Here is a 17,749-nt window from a genome sequence, read left to right on the forward strand (position 1 = left end):
ATATACGCGTCTGCGCGCGGCTTGCACAATGGCCACGCCCTTCCCGGCGGCGCCTCAGCCCGCCGCTTCCGGGTGGAAGCCGAGCGCGGCGCTGACCACGCGGGCCTCGTGCCGCACGGCGGTGCCGACCGGCCCGTCGATCGACGGATCGAAGCCGCCGGTGGCGCCCAGCGCCGTCAGCACCGCGCACACGCGGCCGGTGTAGTCGCGCACCGGCGCGGCCACGGCGCTGATGCCGGTCAGGTTGGTGTCGCGCACCCAGGCGCAGTCATCGTCCTGCACGGCACGGCGCAGCACGCCGATCGGGTCCTCGCGGTCGAGCGAAACCAGCCGCGCCTCGGCAGCCTGTGCCAGTTCTTCTTTCGCCTGCTCCTGCACCCGGGTTTCGTCCAGCAGGCCCAGGAACACGCGCCCGGTGGCCGACCACAGCAGCGGCATCACCGACCCCGCGCGCACGTTCACCGTGACCGGCAAGCCCGGTTCCTCAAAACGCATGATGGTCGGCCCTTTGTTGCCCATCACCGCGACAAAGCACGTCACTTCCAGCGTCTCGCGCAGCCGCACCAGCGAGGCCTCGGCCAGCCGGATGGGGTCGGCCTGGCGCATGGCCGCCATGCCGATCTGCAGCGCCTCGTAGCCCAGGTGGTACTGCTGCGTACCGGATTCCTGCGCAACCAGTCCCTCTTCCAGCAGGCTGACCAGGTAGCGGTGCACCTTGGCCGGGCTTTCGTCGATCTGCGCGGCCAGCGCGGTCAGGCTGGCGCGCCCGCCGAGCCGGGCCAGCCCTTTGAGCACCGCCATGCCCGTGACGGCGGACTGCACCCGCTGGCGACGCTCTCGTGTGCGGGGCGAGGCATCGGCAGACGCATCGGGGGCGGCGGGGGCAGCGGGCTTGGAACGGGATGCGGGCATGGCAATGGTGTGGGCAATGGCAGGCAGATTAGGCCACGCCTGGTTTGGCGACGATAGGGCGGTCGGCTTCAAGGTTAACCCTCATTCAATGATTACGCAATGCGTATAAGATTTACGCAAAACAGAAATTCATCGGAGACAACCACATGCCCCGCACCCTGTTGCCGCGCCTGGCCATCGGCGCTTTTGGCGCGCTCGTCCCGCCCATGCTGTCCGCCCTGCCGGCGCACGCCGCCGACACCTACCCCGCCAAGCCGATCCGCTGGATCGTGCCGTACGCCGCCGGCGGCGGCTCGGACTTCCTCGCGCGCACCATTGGCCAGGGACTGTCGGCCAAGGTCGGCCAGCCGGTCGTGGTGGACAACAAGCCCGGCGGCAATACGGCGATCGGCGCGGCCGAGACGGTGCGCTCGGCCGCCGACGGCTACACCGTGCTGTCCGCCGACAACGGCACGCTGGTGTTCAACCCGGTCCTGTACAAGACGCTTTCCTATAACCCGGGCAAGGACCTGGCACCGGTCACGCTGCTGGGCCGCTTCCCGATGATCCTGGTGGTCGGCGCGAACAGCCCGGTGAAGAACGCCAGGGACTTCATCGCGCAGGCGAAGTCCACGCAGGGCGGCGTCAGCTATGGATCCGCCGGAGCGGGCAGCCCGCACCACCTGGCCATGGAATTGCTGAAGGTGGAAGCCGGCGGCCTGCCGATGACGCACGCGCCCTACCGCGGCGCCGCGCCCGCGCTGTCGGACGTCGCCGCTGGCCAGGTCGCCGCGATGATGGTCGACTATGCCGCCGGCGCCGGCTTTATCAAGGGCGGCAAGGTGCGGCCGCTGGCCGTGGCCAATGCCACCCGCCTGCCGCAGTTGCCCGACGTGCCGACCTTTGCCGAACTGGGCTACCCACGCGTGGAAGCCGCCGCGCTGGTCGGCATGGTGGTGCCGGCCGCCACGCCGCCCGAGGTCATCAACACGCTGAACAAGGATGTGGTCGCGGCGATCCGCGAGCCGGCGGTGAACAAGCGGCTGGTGGATTTCGGCGTGGAGCCGGTGGGCAATACGCCGGCGCAGTTCAGCGAGCTGCTGCGCACCGAGTCGGCACGCTGGACCAGGCTGATCCGCGACCTGAAGATCACGCTGGACAACTAAGGCCGGCAATCATCTGACCCCCAAGCCCGTCCGGCACCGACCGGACGGCAAGTGCTTTAGCCAGGAGTACGCAGTATGGCCAACCTCTCACACGGTGCCGCGCGCGGCGGCTGCCCCGTCGACCATTCCGCTTTCAAGGCACCCAACGGCTGCCCCGTCAGCCATGACGCGGCGGAATTCGATCCCTTCGGCGACGGCTACCAGCAGGACCCGCCCGAATACGTACGCTGGTCGCGCGAGCAGGAACCGGTGTTCTACAGCCCCAGGCTGGGCTACTGGGTCGTCACGCGCTACGACGACATCAAGGCGATCTTCCGCGACAACCTCACCTTCAGCCCGTCGATCGCGCTGGAGAAAATCACGCCCACCGGCGACGAGGCCAACGCGGTGCTGGCCTCGTACGGCTATGCCATGAACCGCACGCTGGTCAACGAGGACGAGCCCGCCCACATGCCGCGCCGGCGCGCGCTGATGGACCCGTTCACGCCCGCCGAGCTGGCGCATCACGAGCCCATGGTGCGGCGCCTGGCGCGCGAATACGTCGACCGCTTTATCGACGATGGCCGCGCCGACCTGGTCGACCAGATGCTCTGGGAAGTGCCGCTGACCGTGGCGCTGCATTTCCTGGGCGTGCCCGAAGAGGACATGGACCTGCTGCGCCAGTACTCCATCGCCCACACGGTCAACACCTGGGGCCGGCCAAAGCCGGAGGAACAGGTCGCGGTGGCGCATGCCGTGGGCAATTTCTGGCAGCTGGCCGGGCGCATCCTCGACAAGATGCGCGAGGACCCGTCGGGCCCGGGCTGGATGCAGTACGGCCTGCGCAAGCAGAAGGCGCTGCCCGAGGTCGTCACCGACTCCTACCTGCATTCGATGATGATGGCCGGCATCGTCGCCGCGCACGAAACCACCGCCAATGCCTCGGCCAATGCCCTCAAGCTGCTGCTGCAGCATCCGGATACGTGGCGCGAGATCTGCGAGGACCCCTCGCTGATCCCCAACGCGGTGGAGGAATGCCTGCGCCACAACGGCTCGGTGGCGGCGTGGCGCCGGCTGGTCACGCGCGACACGGAAGTGGGCGGCATCCGCCTGGCCGCGGGCAGCAAGCTGCTGATCGTGACCTCGTCGGCCAACCATGACGAGCGCCACTTCGCCGATGCCGACCTGTTCGACATCCGCCGCGACAACGCCAGCGAGCAGCTGACCTTCGGCTACGGCTCGCACCAGTGCATGGGCAAGAACCTGGCGCGCATGGAGATGCAGATCTTCCTGGAAGAGCTGACGCGCCGGCTGCCGCATATGCGGCTGGCGGAACAGTCCTTCACCTACGTGCCCAACACCTCTTTCCGCGGCCCGGAGCACCTGCTGGTCGAGTGGGATCCCGCTCAGAATCCGGAGCGCCGCGACCCCGCGCTGCTGCTGCAGCGGCAGCCCGTGCGCATTGGCGAGCCGTCGGCGCACACCAGCGCGCGCACCGTGGTGGTGGAAAGCATCGCCCCCGCCGCCGACGGCGTGGTGCGGCTGCGGCTGGCGGCGCCGGACGGCAAGCCGCTGCCGCGCTGGGCGCCGGGCTCGCATATCGATGTGGAGTGCGGCGATACCGGGCTGTCGCGCCAGTATTCGCTGTGCGGCGATCCCGACGATGCCGGCGCGCTGGAAATCGCCGTGCTGCGCGAGCGCGGGAGCCGCGGCGGCTCGGCCTGGGTGCACGACAGCGTCAAGGCGGGCGACCGCCTGCGCATCCGCGGCCCGCGCAACCACTTCCGCTTCGACGAGGGTTGCGGGCGCGCCATCTTCATTGCCGGCGGCATCGGCATCACGCCGGTCAGCGCGATGGCGCGGCGCGCGCGCCAGCTCGGCATCGACTACGAGATCCATTACTGCGGCCGCTCGCGGCGGTCGATGGCAATGCTGGACACGCTGCAGGCCCTGCATGGCGAGCGCCTGCGCGTCTATGCCGGCGACGAAGGCCGGCGCGCCGACTTCGGGGCATTGCTGGCCACGCCGGCGCCGCGCACCCACGTCTACGCCTGCGGCCCGCAACGGCTGCTCGACGCGCTGGCCGACGGCTGCGCCGCGTGGCCGGAGGACGCGCTGCGGGTCGAGCACTTCGTGTCGCGGCTGGGCGCGCTGGACGCATCGCAGGAGCAGCCCTTCACGGTCGAGCTGAAGGACTCCGGCCTGGTCATGGAGGTGCCCGCCGGCCAGACCCTGCTCGCTGCGCTGCGCGGCGCCAATATCGACGTGCAGAGCGATTGCGAGGAAGGCCTGTGCGGCTCGTGCGAAGTGCGCGTGCTGGCCGGCCAGGTCGATCATCGCGACGTGGTGCTGACGCGCACCGAGCGCGACGCCAACGACCGGATGATGGCGTGCTGTTCGCGTGCGGCCGGCGGATGCCGGCTGGTGCTGGAGCTGTAACGGCGGCGGCCGTCCCGGCACAATGTGCTGCGCACTGCGCCGGCCGCGTGGCCGCGTAGGACAACGCCTGACAACGGCGTCAAGTGCCAGCGGCTAAAGTAGCAGCGCTACAGGTTCACCACCCCCGCCCCCTTTATGCGCCTTGCCCCAGCCGCCCCGACGGCCACGCCTCACCGCCTTCTGCCGTCGCTGGCGGCCCTCGTTGTCCTGGTCGCCGCGGTGGCCACTACTGCCACCACTGCCGCCCCGGCAGCGACGCCCGCGCCAAGCCCGCAACTCTCCGGCCTCGCCACCCTGCTGCTCGGCACCGTGCGCGGCAAGCCGACCGGCATGACCGGCGTCACGCGGCTGACCGCGGGCGATGCCGACCGGCAGTTGCGAATGGCCTGCCAGGAACTGATGCGCGCCGGCCCGCTGGACCTGGACGACACCACGCGCTTTGACGGCTGCGTGGTCCGGCCCGGCAAGATCGTCGAGTTCCAGCTGAAAGTGTCGGGCGTCGATGCCACGCGCGACGGCACGCGCGAGTACATGGCATCGGCCAAGCCGATCCTGGAGCGCGGCATCTGCCGCAATCCGGACGTGCCGGTGCTGGGCAAGCTCGGCGTGACGCTGCTCTACCACTACACCGCCGGGCGCCAGTCGCTGGTGCGGCTGGATATCGCGCCGGACCAGTGCCTGGGCAAATAGGCGCGAACTCGCCGCGCTAGCGCTTTTCGGCTTCCCCCAGTACCTCGTCGCAGACCGCCAGCCACGCGCGTGCCGCGTGCGACAGGTAGCGTCCGGGCGACCAGATATGCGCCATGGTCCAGTCCATTGCCGGCTCGGTCAGGCGCGCCATGGCGAGCGTGTCCTGCCCCTGCAGGCGCTCGGCCAGCGGCTGCGGCAGGAACGTGGTGCCCAGACCCGCCGCCGCCATCGACGCCAGGAAATCCCAGTGGCCGCTGCGCGCCACCACGCGTGGCTCGATGCGCGCTTCCAGGAAGGCCTGGTTAAGCTTGCGCGTCAGCGAGAAGTCGTCGGTCAGCATCACCAGCGGCTCGTCGCCCAGCGCGCCCAGCGTGACGGTACGCCCGCGTGCCCACTTCGCCTTGCGCGGCCCGACCGCCCAGATCGGGTAGCGGCCAAACTGCCGTGCCTCCAGCGCGAGGCCGCTGTCGCCGGGCAGCACCGTGGCGCCGACCTCCAGTTCGCCGCTGGCGACCAGTTGCTCGACCACCTGCCCGCCATGCTCGTCCAGCGTCAGCTGCAGGTTGGGATAGCGCTGCCGGAACGCGCTGACCGCCGGCGAGAAAAACAGGTTGACCATCGGCGGGATACCCACCGTCAGCTGCCCGCGGCCCAGCGATGACAGGTCGGCCACTTCCAGCGTGAGCCGGTGGACCACGCCGAGCGCTTCCTGACCGCGCTCGTAGACCACGCGCCCCACGTCGGTCAGGCGCACGCTCTTGCCTTCGCGGATCAGCAGCGGCTGGCCGACCTCGTCTTCAAGCTGCTTCACCATCTTGCTGATGGTCGACTGGGTGACGAACAGTGAACTCGCCGCCTGCGTGAAGCTGTGCAGGCGCGCGGTCTCGACGAAGTAGCGCAGCGCGCGGATATCGATAGGCATGGGCAAATGGGCCGCACCGCCGGGCGTCTGGCCCTGGCGGCACGCTTCCATGAACAAAGCGAATGGAAAAGCCAATATTAAATCATGAATGGAATGCAAAAGGTGCGGCTACACTTCGCTTCCACACATCGCCCCTGCCCGACTGCGCCACCATGAAGCGTGGGGCGGCAGGTAGCGTTGCGCGCCCCCAAACTCCTTGTCTTCAAGACCTCGCCCCATGGCTAGCTGGCCGAATGCACGACAGTGGCTGTTCTCGCTGAAGGCATTCGCCGCCGCGATGCTGGCACTCTATATCGCGCTGGCGCTCGGCCTGCCGCGGCCGTACTGGGCCATGGCTACCGTGTATTTCGTCTCGCACCCGCTGACCGGCGCGACCCGCTCCAAGGCGGCGTACCGCGTCGCCGGCACGGTGCTCGGCGCGACCGCCGCGGTGGCGACGGTGCCGCAGCTGGTCAACATGCCGATCGTGCTGATGGCCGCGATCGGGCTGTGGATCACCGCGCTGGTGTATCTGTCCCTGCTGCAGCGCTCGCCGCGCAGCTATGTGTTCCTGCTGGCGGCATACACGCTGCCGATCGTGGCGCTGCCGGCGGTCAGCCAGCCGGCCGAGATCTTCGATATCGCCGTGGCGCGCATCGAGGAGATCGTGATCGGCATTGTCTGCGCCGGACTGGTCGGGTCGGTCGTGTTCCCGGCCAAGGTGGCGCCCGCGCTGCGCCAGCGCGCGGCGACCTGGCTTGCCGACGCCAGCGGCTGGGCCGCGGCGATCCTGCGCGGCAGCCCCGGCGCCGACGATGGCCGCCATCGGCTTGCCACCGACATCCTGGCGCTGGACCAGCTGATCAGCCAGCTCGCCTACGACACCGAGGGCAGCCGCACGCTGCGCCATGCGCGCGCGCTGCGCCAGCGCATGACCATGCTGATGCCGTTGCTGTCGTCGCTGGAAAGCGTGCTGCAGGCGCTGCGCGCCCTGCCCGGCGGCATGCCCGCGCCGCTGCAGCAGGCGCTGGCCGCTACCGCTTCGTGGCTGGGCAGCGGTGCTCCGCAGCCGGCTCCGCTCCTGCAACGCGACTGGCGTCTGGACGGAGGGGATGGCGGCTGGCCGGCGCGGCTCGCCACGACCGCCGCCGACCAGCTGCAACGCCTGTGCTCGCTGTACGCGGAATGCCTGGCGCTGCAACGCGGCATCGGCGAACGCGGCCCCGAGGCGCCGTCCGCCACCAGCCGGGCGGCACCGGAGGCACCTGACGGCGCCGGCCATCACCATGACCACGGCATGCTGCTGTTCGGCGCCGCGTCCAGCGGGCTGGCGGTGTTCTGCGCCGGTTTGCTGTGGATTTTCTCGGGCTGGGAAGACGGTGCCGGCGCGGTGGCGGTGGCGTCGATCGCCTGCTGCTTCTTTGCCGCCATCGACGAGCCGCGCCGCATGGCCGCACCTTTCCTGCGCTGGAGCCTGGTGTGCCTGCTGGTGGCCTCCGGCTACCTGTTCGTGGTGGTGCCACATGCGCATACCTTCGAGGCGCTGGCGGCGATGCTGGCGTTGCCTTATCTGGGCATCGGCCTGCTGGTGGCGCGGCCGGGCTTCCAGCTGATCGCGATGCTGCTGTCGGTCAACACCGCCTCGTTCGCCAATGTGCAGGCTGTGTTCGACGCGGATTTCCTCGGCACCTTCAATGCCTGCCTGGCCAGCGCCGCGGCGATGCTGTTCGCGCCGCTGTGGTCGATGGCGGTGCGCCCGTTCGGCGCGCGCGCGGCGGCGCACCGGCTGGTGCGCGCAAGCTGGCAGGACCTGGCGCAGGCGGCCACGCTGCGCGCGGCGGACGGCGACGCGCGGCTGGGCGCGCGCATGCTGGACCGGCTCGGCCAGCTGGTGCCTCGCCTGGGCGCGGCCGGCGACCCGCTCTCGTCGGACGGCTTCCATGCGCTGCAGGTCGGCTATTGCGCGCTGGCGCTGCACAAGGCGCTGCCGGGCCTCCCGCCTGCCGCACGCAAGCCGGTGCGCCGGGTGCTGGCGGCAGTTGCGCGGCATTACCGGTCGCGCCTGCGCGGCGGCCATGCCGTGGCGGCACCGGCGGTGCTGTCACGCTGGGTGGCCGATGCCATCGCCGCGCTGCCACGGCAGGACAGTGGCGCGCTGGGCGCGCTGGTGGTGCTGCAGGTCACGCTACACCCCGGGGCGTGCCCGCCAGCGCGCGCGGCCTGACCTCACTCACCGCCCTTGCTGCTCCCCGATGCTCAGTGAAATCGATCTCTATGGCGTATTCGTGCCAGGCGTGCTGGTGCTGATGGTGCTGGCCTTCGCCGTCACCACCGCGATCCGCATGGCGCTGGCGGCGCTGGGCTGCTACCGGCATATCTGGCACCGCTCGCTGTTCAACCTTTCCCTCTATGTGATCGTCCTGGGCGGCGTGGCGGCGGTCTTCGCCGCGGTGCCGGGACTGCCGTCATGACACTCCGACTCCGCCCCCTGCTTCCCTTGCTGCCGACGCTGCTGGCCGTGCTGGCCGCCGTGCTGGTGCTGCGCCATTTGTGGGACTACTACACCGCCGCGCCCTGGACGCGCGACGGCCATGTGCGCGCCGATATCGTCCAGGTCGCCCCTGACGTCTCCGGCCTGGTGACGCGCGTGCTGGTGCGCGACAACCAGTACGTGCAGCGCGGCGAGGTGCTGTTCGAGATCGACCGCGACCGCTACGCGCTGGCGCTGCAGCAGGCGCTGGCCGCCGCCGCCACGCTGCGCGCAACGCTGGCGCAGGCGCGGCGCGAAGCCGCGCGCAACCGCACGCTCGACGGGCTGGTGGCCGGCGAAGTCGCCGAACAGGGCCGCGCCCGCGTGGAACACGGCGAAGCCGCGCTGGCGCAGGCCGAGGCTACGGTGCGGCTGGCGCGGCTGAACCTGGAGCGCACCAGCGTGCGCAGCCCGGTGGCGGGCAACCTCAACGACCGCCTGCCGCGGCTGGGCGACTACGTGTCCACAGGCCGCCCGGTGCTGTCGATGGTCGACGCGGCGTCGTTCCATGTGGAAGGGTATTTCGAGGAAACCAAGCTGCACCGCATCCATATCGGCAGCCCGGTGGACGTCCATATCATGGGCGAGCCGCGGCACCTGCGCGGGCATGTGCAGAGCATCGCCGCCGGCATCGAGGACCGCGACCGCAGTGCCGGCTCGAACCTGCTGCCCAACGTCAACCCGACCTTCAACTGGGTGCGCCTGGCGCAGCGCGTGCCGGTGCGCATCGTGCTGGAAGACGTGCCCGCCGACGTCAGGCTGGTGTCGGGCCGCACCGCGACGGTGTCGGTGCGTGAACTGCGGCGCCCTGCCGCAGCGCGATCATGAGCGCACGCCGTCGCTGGCTGGCGTGCGCCGCGGCCGCGTGCCTGTGCGCCTGCACCACGGTGGGCCCGGACTACCGCGTGCCCGAGCGCGCCGCGATCAAGGCGCCGCAGGCCAACGGCGCGCTGCAGGGCGGCAACGCGCATGGCGTCGACATCGGCCCGGTCCCGGACGACTGGTGGCACCTCTATGACGACGCGCGGATCGACCGGCTGGTGCGTCAGGCGCTGGCGGCCAACACCGACATCCGCGCCGCCTCGGCCAACCTGCGGCGCGCAGTGGCGCTGCTGCATGAAGTCGAGTCCGAGAACCTGCCACAAGGCGGCGTCGACGCCAGCGTGTCGCGCGCGCAGTTGTCGGCCCAGAGCTTCCTGCAGACCGTCAAGCCGCCGGTGTTCAACCTGGGCGACTTCGGCTTCGGCGTGTCTTACCTCATCGATTTCTTCGGCAAGCTGGCGCGTGCCGACGAGGCCGCGCTGGCGGGCGCCGAAGCCAGCGAAGCCACCCTCGACATGGTGCGCGTCAGCGTGGCCGCGCAGACCGTGCGCGCCTACGTGCAAGGCTGCGCGGCCACTCATGAACTGGCCGTGGCCACGCAGCAGCTTGCGGTGCGGGAGCGAACGCTGGACGCAACCCGCCGGCTGGTCGCTGCCGGCCGCGCGCAGCCGCCGGACGTGGCACGCGAGCGCGCCCGCACGGAAGCGGTGCGCGCCGCCTTGCCGGCCTTCGCGGCGGAGCGCGCCGCGGCGCATTACCGCCTGGCCCTGCTGCTGGGCAAGCCACCGTCAGCATTGGCGCCGGACGAGGTCGATTGCCATGCCGAGCCGGAATTGCGCGCGCCTCTGCCCGTGGGTGACGGCGCCGCGCTGCTGCGGCGCCGTCCCGATATCCGCCAGGCCGAGCGCGAACTGGCTGCGGCGACCGCGCGCGTAGGCGTTGCCACGGCGGACCTGTACCCGTCGATCCGCATCGGCGCCAGCGCCGGCCTGACCGGCGTGCTCAGCGACCTGGGCAGCGGCCCGACGGCGCGCTGGAGCCTGGGCCCCATGCTGAGCTGGTCGCTGCCGACCAACGGCGTGCGCCACCGCATCCACGGCCATGAGGCGGCCGCCGACGCCGCGCTGGCGCGCTTCGACGGCACCGTGCTGCGCGCGCTGCAGGAAACGGAAACGGCGCTGTCCGCCTATACCCGAGCGCTGGAGCGGCGGGAATTGCTGCATGCGGCGCGCGAGCAGGCCGGCGACGCCGCGCGCCAGCAGGTGCGGCTGCAGCAGGCCGGGCGCATCCCGTACCTCGACCGCCTCGATGCCGAGCAGGCGCTGGCCGATGCCGACGCCGCGCTGGCCGCGGCCGAGGCCCAGGTGTCATACCGCCAGGTAGACCTCTTCCTGACCCTCGGCGGCGGCTGGCAAGCCGCCCGCAAGGTGTCGGCAGGGACCTCGGCAACGTCTTCGCATAACGATGAAAAAAGCGACTGATTTTTGTCATTTTAAATCATCACAGGAATGGATCGGCGTGACTACACTTCGTCCCGTGCCCCGGCGCTGCAGTCGCTGCTGCGCCCCGGCACCGCCCACAAGGCGAACCGGACGGCTGGCGGCCAGGCAGATCCGCCCACCCCGCACGGCCCGCAGGAAGCTGCAGGGCCGTGCCGTCCCCTCACCCAAGACACAGCAGACATGCATAACAACGATCTCAAAGCCCTCCTTGCCACGACGCTCTCCATCGCCGCCCTCGGTGCCAGCGTGCTCGCCTGCGGCCCCGCTGCCGCCCAAGGCATGAATGACCACGGCACCGAAGCCGACCGCTACGGCTACAACCTGCAGCACAACGGCAAGCGCGATCCCTTCACCGAAGGCGCGCACGTCAACGGCAAGCGCGATCCGTTCAGCGACGGCGCGCACGTCAATGGCAAGCGCGACCCGTTCACCGACGGCGCCAACCAGCCGGCAGCCGGCATGGACCTGGCGGGCCTGGACCGCACCGGCGTCTCGGCGCCGCCGGCTCACGCCGCCTGATACGGCCCCCGCCCGCCGCGGCGCTCGCCGTGGCGGCACCGCTGGCCGGAAAGACCTGTTCCGGCCAGCCCCCATCCCAGTTCGACGACATTCCCGTGAAGACCATCCTGCTCGCCATGCTCGCGCTTGGCGCCATTGCCGTATCCCTGCCTGCCAGTGCGGGCCCTGACTGGACCGTGATCGAGCGCGCCCGCGCGCAGGCACAGGCCCGCCATGCGCCCCCCTGCGCACAAGACGCCGGCACGTCGCCCGCGTCAGCTACGCCGGCTACGTCACGCTGAACGCTATTGAGTCGCGCGCTCCGGTGCTAGATTGGAAAGGCTTGCTGGCGGCAAATGCCAGCAGCGCCTGACAAGGCACAAATCAAACGACCCACTACAGCGAGGAGCCGCGCATGTCCCTCCCCCACCTAGCTTCCGGACAGATCGCCAGCGTGTTGCCCCTGGGCACGCGCCTGGACCAGACTGTCACCCAAGCCCTGTTCAAGGAAGGTCCGCTGGAAGTGATGCGGCTGGTGCTGAAGGCGGGCAAGCATGTGCCGCCCCATTCGGTCGATGGCCCGATGACTGTGCAATGCCTGGAAGGAAAAGTCCGCCTGCGCGTGGACGGCGCCGAACGCGGACTGTGCCAGGGCGACTTGCTCTATGTCGGCCCGTGCGTGCGCTATGACCTGACCGCTGACACCGATGCATCGGTGCTGGTGACGATGGTGCTGCCGGCCGGCCGCTGACGGGCCTGGGGCCCGGGGCCAGACATCAGCCCTGGCCAGAGGCCATGACAGGCAGCATGTCGTCGAGGACGGCCAGCGCCGCGGCGTAGTCGTACGCTTCGATCGCGGCTTCCAGCTCGGCCAGCATGCTGGCAGGCGCCGCCGCGGCCAGCGCGGCGCGATGCGTGGCGAGGGTCGAGCCGGCTTCGCTGGCGCCTTCGCGCAACTGCCGCCGCAGCCGGGCCATTGCCTGCGCGGCGGACGCGGCGGAAGGCTCGATCGGCGCTGCCGGCGCTGCTGGCTCGTCTTGCGGGTCCGGCGCCTCCGGCAGGTGCCGGTGCAGTGCCGCGAGCAGGTCCGACATCGCAGCTTCAAGCGCGGCGGCCTGCCGCGCGGCGCCATCGCCGCCATCCCGCAGCGTGCATTCCAGCGCCGCGGCGGCGCGCGACACTGCCATCGCGCCGAGATTGCCGGCCACACCGGCCAGCTCGTGCGCAAGCTGCGCGGCCCGGCCAGCGCGTGTGCCGGCATCGGCGTAGCGGTCCCGCAGCCGCGCCAGCAGGCCACGGTACGTCTCCGGCTGTCCCCCTGCGCGCGCCAGTGCACCATCGACATCCAGCAAGCCTGTCGCGGCGAGCGCCCCAAGCCATGTCGGCAATACCGGCCATGCCTGCGCCGCCGGTGCCACCGCCGGCACTGAGTCGCCGTGGGTCAACCAGCGATGCACGGTGGCAAAAAACACCGGCGGACTGATCGGCTTGGCGATATGGTCGTCCATGCCCGCGGCCAGGCAGCGTTCGCGGTCCTCGGGCAAGGCATTGGCGGTCATGGCAACCACCGGCAGCGCGGCGAGCCGCGCATCGGCTCGGATGCGGCGCGTGGCCTCGACGCCGTCCATCACCGGCATCTGCATATCCATCAGCACCAGGTCGTACGCATGCGCGGCCAGCCGCTCCAGCGCTACGCGCCCGTTTTCGGCGGTGTCCGGCGTGATGCCGGCCTGCTGCAGCAGGTGTACGGCGACCTCGCGGTTGATTTCGTTGTCCTCGACCAGCAGCACGCGCCGCTGCGGCAGCGACCAGCCTGGGCCAGGCGCGGGGCGCTCCGGTTCGGCCTGTAGCGGCGTGCCAGGCTCGGCGGCCAGCACGCGCAGCGTGGCATCGAACAGCACCGACGCGCTGACCGGCTTGAGCAGCAGCGCTTCGAAGCCGCCATGCTCGCCGGCCCGCATCGCCGCCTCGCTGCCGTTGGCCGTCACCATCAGCGGCCGCGGGCGCGGACCACGCAGCGCCAGCCGGGCCAGCCGGCGGGCGGTCTCGATGCCGTCCAAGCCGGGCATGCGCCAGTCGATAAAGGCGGCGTGGTAAGGATCGCCCTCGGCATCGGCGGCTTCGATCGCAGCCAGCGCCGCTTCGCCCGAGGCGGCCTGGTCAGCGCGGAAGCCGAAGCGGCGCAGCATCGCGGCGAGGACCTGGCGCGCGTAGCCGTGGTCGTCCACCACCAGCAGGCGGCGGCCGGCCAGTTCCGGCCGCACCAGCAGCGCCGGCGCGCGCTGGCTGCCCGGCAGCAGCGACAGCTCGAACCAGAACGTGCTGCCCTCGCCCGGTGTGCTTTCCACGCCCAGCGTGCCGCCCATCAACTGCACCAGCCGCTGGCTGATCGCCAGGCCCAGGCCGCTGCCGCCGTAGCGGCGGGTGGTCGAGCTGTCGGCCTGCTCGAAGTTCTGGAACAGGCGTCCGATCGCCTCGGGCGCGATGCCGATGCCGGTGTCGCGCACGGCAAAATGCAGCCGCACGCGCGGCAGGTCGCCATCGCCGGTGCAGCGCGCCACGCGCACCACGATCTCGCCGCGCTCGGTGAACTTGACCGCGTTGGTGGTGAAATTGATCAGCACCTGGCGGATCCGCAGCGGATCGCCGCGCAGCGCGTCGGGCACGTCCGGCGCAACCTCGACGATCAGCTCCAGCTGCTTGGCCGCGGCCCGCTCCGACACCAGGTCGCCCACGGTGCGCAGCACGCGCTCCAGCGAGAAGTCGATCTCTTCCACTTCCAGCTTGCCGGCCTCGATCTTGGACAGGTCGAGGATGTCGTTGAGGATGCCCAGCAGGTGCTGGCCGGAGCGCTGGATCTTCTCGATATAGTCGCGCTGCTTGGGATCGAGCGGCGTGCCCAGCGCCAGGTGGGCCATGCCGATCACCGCGTTCATCGGCGTGCGGATCTCATGGCTCATGTTGGCGAGGAAGCTGGCCTTGGCCTGCGCCGCGGATTCCGCCTCATGCTTGGCCTCGGCCAGTTCGGCGTTGGCGATGGCGAGTTCGCGCGTGCGCTCGGACACCTTGTGCTCCAGCGTCTGCGACAGCTCCTTCAGCTCGCGGTGCGCGCGCACCTGGCTGGTGATGTCGATACCGACCGACCCCACGCCGACCACTTCGTTGGTGGCCGGATTGCGCACCGGGAAGCGCATCACCTGCAGGTCGCGCGTACCTTCCGCGGCTTGCATCGTGTAAATGTGCTCCTCCGCCGCGCCGGTGGACATGACCCGCTCCTCGATGTCCCAGCGCTCCTGCGTGCCGTCGGGCATCACCGGCAATTCGCGGTCGGTGCGGCCCAGCGCCCCGCGCTCGGTCTGTCCGATCAGCGCCTGCGTGGCGGGGTTCAGCGCCAGGAAGGCGTGGTTGCGGTCCTTCAGGTGGATGATCGCAGGAGAATGGTCGAGCATCGCGCGCAGCCGTTCCTCGCTGTGCGCCAGGCGCAACTGGCCACGGCGCAGCGCCCACGCGGCCAGGCCGATCAGCAGCAGGATCGCCAGCGCCATGCCGATGACCACGGTGCGCGTCGACAGATACGAGAGGAAGGCCTCGTCCATGTCCTGCTCGAGGATCAGCCCGCTCGCCAGCGCCGGCACCCACAGCCCGGCACCGGCCACGCGCCGGCCGCGGTAGTCGCGATAGCCGAAGCCAAGCTGCAGTGTCTGGTGCGCCAGCACCTGCTGCGCCAGCCGGGTCAGCGGCGCGCCCGGCGGCAAACGGTAGGTGCCGTTGCCGTCCGCCACGGGAACGCGCGCCACGGTATGGAACATCGACGCCATGCCAGGCGCCAGCAGTCCTTGCGCGGCCAGCTCTTCATCGAAGCGCGCGGGCGACACCAGGCGGCCATTGCCGTCGATCATGTACAGGTCGCCGCTGCGGCCATAGCGCGCCGCCGTCACGATCTGCAGCATGACCGCGTTCGGGTCGATGCGCAGGCACAGGGTGCCGGCCACGCGTCCGCTATCCCGCTCCGCATCCCACAGCCGCGCGCATACCACCTGGAACGTCGATACGGCGGCACGCCCGCTCGCATCGGGCATCAGTTGCGGGCCGGGATATGGCGCGGACACGGCGGCCCCGTCGTGGCGGGCACGCTGCGCGGTGCGGGCGGACTCGGGCAACAGCAACTGGCGATTGCGGTCGGGCAGTTCGGAAACTACGATGCGGTCGTCCGCGGTCACCAGCGCAAAGCCGATATATCCGTGGGAACGCAGCAGCGGCGCCATCCAGCCGGCAAACTCGGCCGCCTGCGCCGGGGTGGCATCGCCATGGCTGGCCAGCAGCGGCCCCGCCAGCCGCACGGTGTCGTCCAGCGCGGCGATCGACACGGCGCGGCGGCGTTGTTCGCCCGCCCAGACCTCCAGCAGCCGCGCGGTGGTATTGACGGTGGCACCCAGGCGCGCGCCCACGCTGGCCTGCTCGTTCTCGCGCACCATCGAAGCGGCGCCGAGTGCGAGCAGCCATACCGCCACCGCCAGCAGCGCGGCATAGGCGAGCAGCGGGCCGAACAGCCCCGCGCCGACGCGGCGGCGAAATGCCATGCGCAGTGACATGCGGGTCAGCCTTGCGCGGGGGCCGGCACCGGCTCGGCAGCGGCCGGATCGGCATACTCCAGTGCGATCGCACGGAATTCGCCGGTGATCGCCAGGAAGGCGTCGATCACGCGCGGATCGAAATGGCGGCCGCGGCCCTCGGCGATGATGCGCACCGCGTCATCGTGCGCAAACGCGGGCTTGTAGACGCGGCGCGAAATCAGCGCGTCGTAGACATCGGCCACCGCCATCAGCCGCGCCGACAGCGGGATGGCTTCGCCGGCCAGGCCGTCGGGATAGCCGCTGCCGTCCCACTTCTCGTGGTGATGGTGCGCGATCTCGCGCGCGTAGCGCAGGAAGGAACTGGTGGTGCCGCACTGGGCCTCGGCATCGGCGATGGCATCGCGGCCCAGCGTGGTATGGGTCTTCATGACCTCGAATTCTTCGGCGGTGAGCTTGCCGGGCTTGAGCAGGATCCGGTCAGGGATGCCGACCTTGCCGATATCGTGCAGCGGCGCGGACTTGAACATCAGGTCGATGGTCTTGTCGTCGAGCCGGTCGGCGAACGGCGGCTCGTGCTGCAGCTTGCGCGCCAGTGCGCGCACATAGTGCTGGGTGCGGCGGATATGGTTGCCGGTCTCGTTGTCGCGGGTCTCGGCCAGCGCCGCCAGCGCGATGATGGTGGCATCCTCGATCAGCTCGATCTCGCGCGTGCGGCGCTGCACCTCGGCCTCGAGCCAGGCCGAGCGGTCGCGCAGGAAATCGTGCGCCTGCTTGAGCGCCAGCTGGCTGGCAATGCGCGCGCGCGCCACCGGCGCGCTGACCGGCTTCATGATGTAGTCGACGGCACCGACCTCGAAGCCGAGCGCCTCGTCGTGGGCCTCGGCCCGTGCCGTCAGGAAGATTACCGGTACGCAGGCAGTGCGCGGATCGGCCTTGAGCTGGCGGCACGCCTCGTAGCCGTCCATGCCAGGCATCGACACGTCCATCAGGATCAGGTCGGGCGGCGCTTCCCGCGCCAGTTGCAGCGCCGTGGCCGCCCGGGTTGCCACCTTGACGCGGTACGGGTCCTGCAGCAGCGCGACCATGGTCGCAATGTTTTCGGGAACGTCGTCGACGACCAGGACTGTCGGCCGCTGGTCGGGGCTAAGGGCGCTCATTTGTCGAAATTGGCGGTTGAGACCGTCTTGTTTCCTGCGCGCCGGGGGGCGCGGGCCGTTGCCGGGCTGGTCGCGCGCGCGGCCATCGGCCATTGCGCGGGGGCGACTTCTGCACAATCGGCAGAAATGGCCCGGCTTGCTCCCTCCCTAAGCGGGGTTGATCGGCGATGAGCGGCAGAAAGTTGCCGAGAAGTGCCGCTTCAGCCACTCAAAACCATCAACTAATGCGTCGCATCGCTTCCCGGATCGGATCCGCCTCGGTCGGCCTGACCAGCCTGGCGACTTCCTGCCCATCGCGCAGGAACACCAGCGTCGGCCACAGCTTGATGCGGAACGAACGGCCGAGCGGGCGTCCGCTGCCGTCCTCGACCTTGATATGGCGCAGTGCCGGGTGCACGGCGAAGGCTTCGGCGAGCGCGGGCTGCGCACGCTGGCAGAAGCCGCACCACGGGGCGCCGAACTCCAGCACGGTGCCGCCGGTCAGCGCATCGACTTCGGTCCGGGGCGGCTCGCTGGCCGCGTAATGTTGGGTCATGGTCATGGTCGGGTCCTTGGGATCGAAAACGACGTGCAGTCGGCACGCATCGTCGCATTGCTGCC

The 17,749-nt window shown here is 70.4% G+C and carries 15 protein-coding genes; 10 read left to right on the top strand and 5 right to left on the bottom strand.

The window, feature by feature from the left end:
• Window positions 1-54: 54 nt before the first annotated feature.
• The gene (locus LPA45_RS20540; protein ID WP_317924885.1) at window positions 55-912 is read right to left on the bottom strand and encodes an IclR family transcriptional regulator; all 858 of its coding nucleotides are present in this window, start codon (window positions 910-912) and stop codon (window positions 55-57) included.
• Window positions 913-1,118: 206 nt separating this feature from the next.
• Here LPA45_RS20540 and LPA45_RS20545 point away from each other — a divergent pair, with 206 nt between their 5' ends.
• The 3 genes from LPA45_RS20545 to LPA45_RS20555 all read left to right on the top strand — a co-directional run bounded on the left by LPA45_RS20545 (window position 1,119) and on the right by LPA45_RS20555 (window position 5,165).
• Window positions 1,119-2,057 carry a tripartite tricarboxylate transporter substrate binding protein gene (locus LPA45_RS20545; protein ID WP_317924899.1) on the top strand — a complete coding sequence of 313 codons (939 nt, stop codon included), beginning with the start codon at window positions 1,119-1,121 and terminating at the stop codon, window positions 2,055-2,057.
• 75 nt (window positions 2,058-2,132) lie between these two features.
• Window positions 2,133-4,475: a cytochrome P450/oxidoreductase gene (locus LPA45_RS20550; protein ID WP_317924886.1), complete on the top strand. Its 2,343-nt coding sequence runs from the start codon at window positions 2,133-2,135 to the stop codon at window positions 4,473-4,475.
• 135 nt (window positions 4,476-4,610) lie between these two features.
• Entirely contained in the window at window positions 4,611-5,165 is a 555-nt protein-coding gene (locus LPA45_RS20555; protein ID WP_233528303.1) for a hypothetical protein, read from the top strand.
• 16 nt (window positions 5,166-5,181) lie between these two features.
• On the opposite strand, the gene LPA45_RS20560 is transcribed toward LPA45_RS20555, so the two are convergent.
• Entirely contained in the window at window positions 5,182-6,087 is a 906-nt protein-coding gene (locus tag LPA45_RS20560) for a LysR family transcriptional regulator (RefSeq protein WP_116322134.1), read from the bottom strand.
• A 217-nt stretch (window positions 6,088-6,304) separates the two neighbouring features.
• On the opposite strand from LPA45_RS20560, the gene LPA45_RS20565 reads away from it, so the two are divergent.
• The 7 genes from LPA45_RS20565 to LPA45_RS20595 all read left to right on the top strand — a co-directional run bounded on the left by LPA45_RS20565 (window position 6,305) and on the right by LPA45_RS20595 (window position 12,169).
• A complete protein-coding gene (locus LPA45_RS20565; RefSeq protein ID WP_317924887.1) occupies window positions 6,305-8,290 on the top strand; it encodes an FUSC family protein in 1,986 nt (661 codons plus the stop codon).
• 28 nt (window positions 8,291-8,318) lie between these two features.
• Window positions 8,319-8,537: a DUF1656 domain-containing protein gene (locus tag LPA45_RS20570; RefSeq protein WP_317924889.1), complete on the top strand. Its 219-nt coding sequence runs from the start codon at window positions 8,319-8,321 to the stop codon at window positions 8,535-8,537.
• Window positions 8,534-9,424, top strand: a complete 891-nt coding sequence (locus LPA45_RS20575; protein WP_317924891.1) for an HlyD family secretion protein — start codon at window positions 8,534-8,536, stop codon at window positions 9,422-9,424. Before LPA45_RS20570 ends, LPA45_RS20575 begins: the two co-directional genes overlap by 4 nt.
• Complete coding sequence (locus tag LPA45_RS20580) at window positions 9,421-10,899, top strand: efflux transporter outer membrane subunit (RefSeq protein ID WP_317924893.1); 1,479 nt, start codon at window positions 9,421-9,423, stop codon at window positions 10,897-10,899. The genes LPA45_RS20575 and LPA45_RS20580 overlap by 4 nt, the downstream gene beginning before the upstream one ends.
• A 201-nt stretch (window positions 10,900-11,100) precedes the next feature.
• Window positions 11,101-11,439 carry a hypothetical protein gene (locus tag LPA45_RS20585; RefSeq protein ID WP_116322139.1) on the top strand — a complete coding sequence of 113 codons (339 nt, stop codon included), beginning with the start codon at window positions 11,101-11,103 and terminating at the stop codon, window positions 11,437-11,439.
• 95 nt (window positions 11,440-11,534) lie between these two features.
• The gene (locus tag LPA45_RS20590) at window positions 11,535-11,720 is read left to right on the top strand and encodes a hypothetical protein (RefSeq protein ID WP_317924895.1); all 186 of its coding nucleotides are present in this window, start codon (window positions 11,535-11,537) and stop codon (window positions 11,718-11,720) included.
• Window positions 11,721-11,833: 113 nt separating this feature from the next.
• Entirely contained in the window at window positions 11,834-12,169 is a 336-nt protein-coding gene (locus tag LPA45_RS20595) for a hypothetical protein (protein ID WP_116322140.1), read from the top strand.
• Between the two features lie 25 nt (window positions 12,170-12,194).
• Here the strand turns inward: LPA45_RS20595 and LPA45_RS20600 are convergent, their stop codons facing one another.
• From LPA45_RS20600 to LPA45_RS20610, 3 genes are all read right to left on the bottom strand, one after another.
• Window positions 12,195-15,998: a response regulator gene (locus LPA45_RS20600; RefSeq protein ID WP_367395103.1), complete on the bottom strand. Its 3,804-nt coding sequence runs from the start codon at window positions 15,996-15,998 to the stop codon at window positions 12,195-12,197.
• Window positions 15,999-16,015: 17 nt separating this feature from the next.
• Window positions 16,016-17,149 (bottom strand): two-component system response regulator, encoded by a 1,134-nt coding sequence (locus LPA45_RS20605; protein WP_317925771.1) that lies wholly within the window; start codon window positions 17,147-17,149, stop codon window positions 16,016-16,018.
• 217 nt (window positions 17,150-17,366) lie between these two features.
• Window positions 17,367-17,690: a thioredoxin family protein gene (locus LPA45_RS20610; protein WP_317925773.1), complete on the bottom strand. Its 324-nt coding sequence runs from the start codon at window positions 17,688-17,690 to the stop codon at window positions 17,367-17,369.
• Window positions 17,691-17,749: the final 59 nt, after the last annotated feature.

The organism is Cupriavidus sp. Agwp_2, assembly GCF_040784895.1.
Classification (GTDB): Bacteria; Pseudomonadota; Gammaproteobacteria; order Burkholderiales; family Burkholderiaceae; genus Cupriavidus.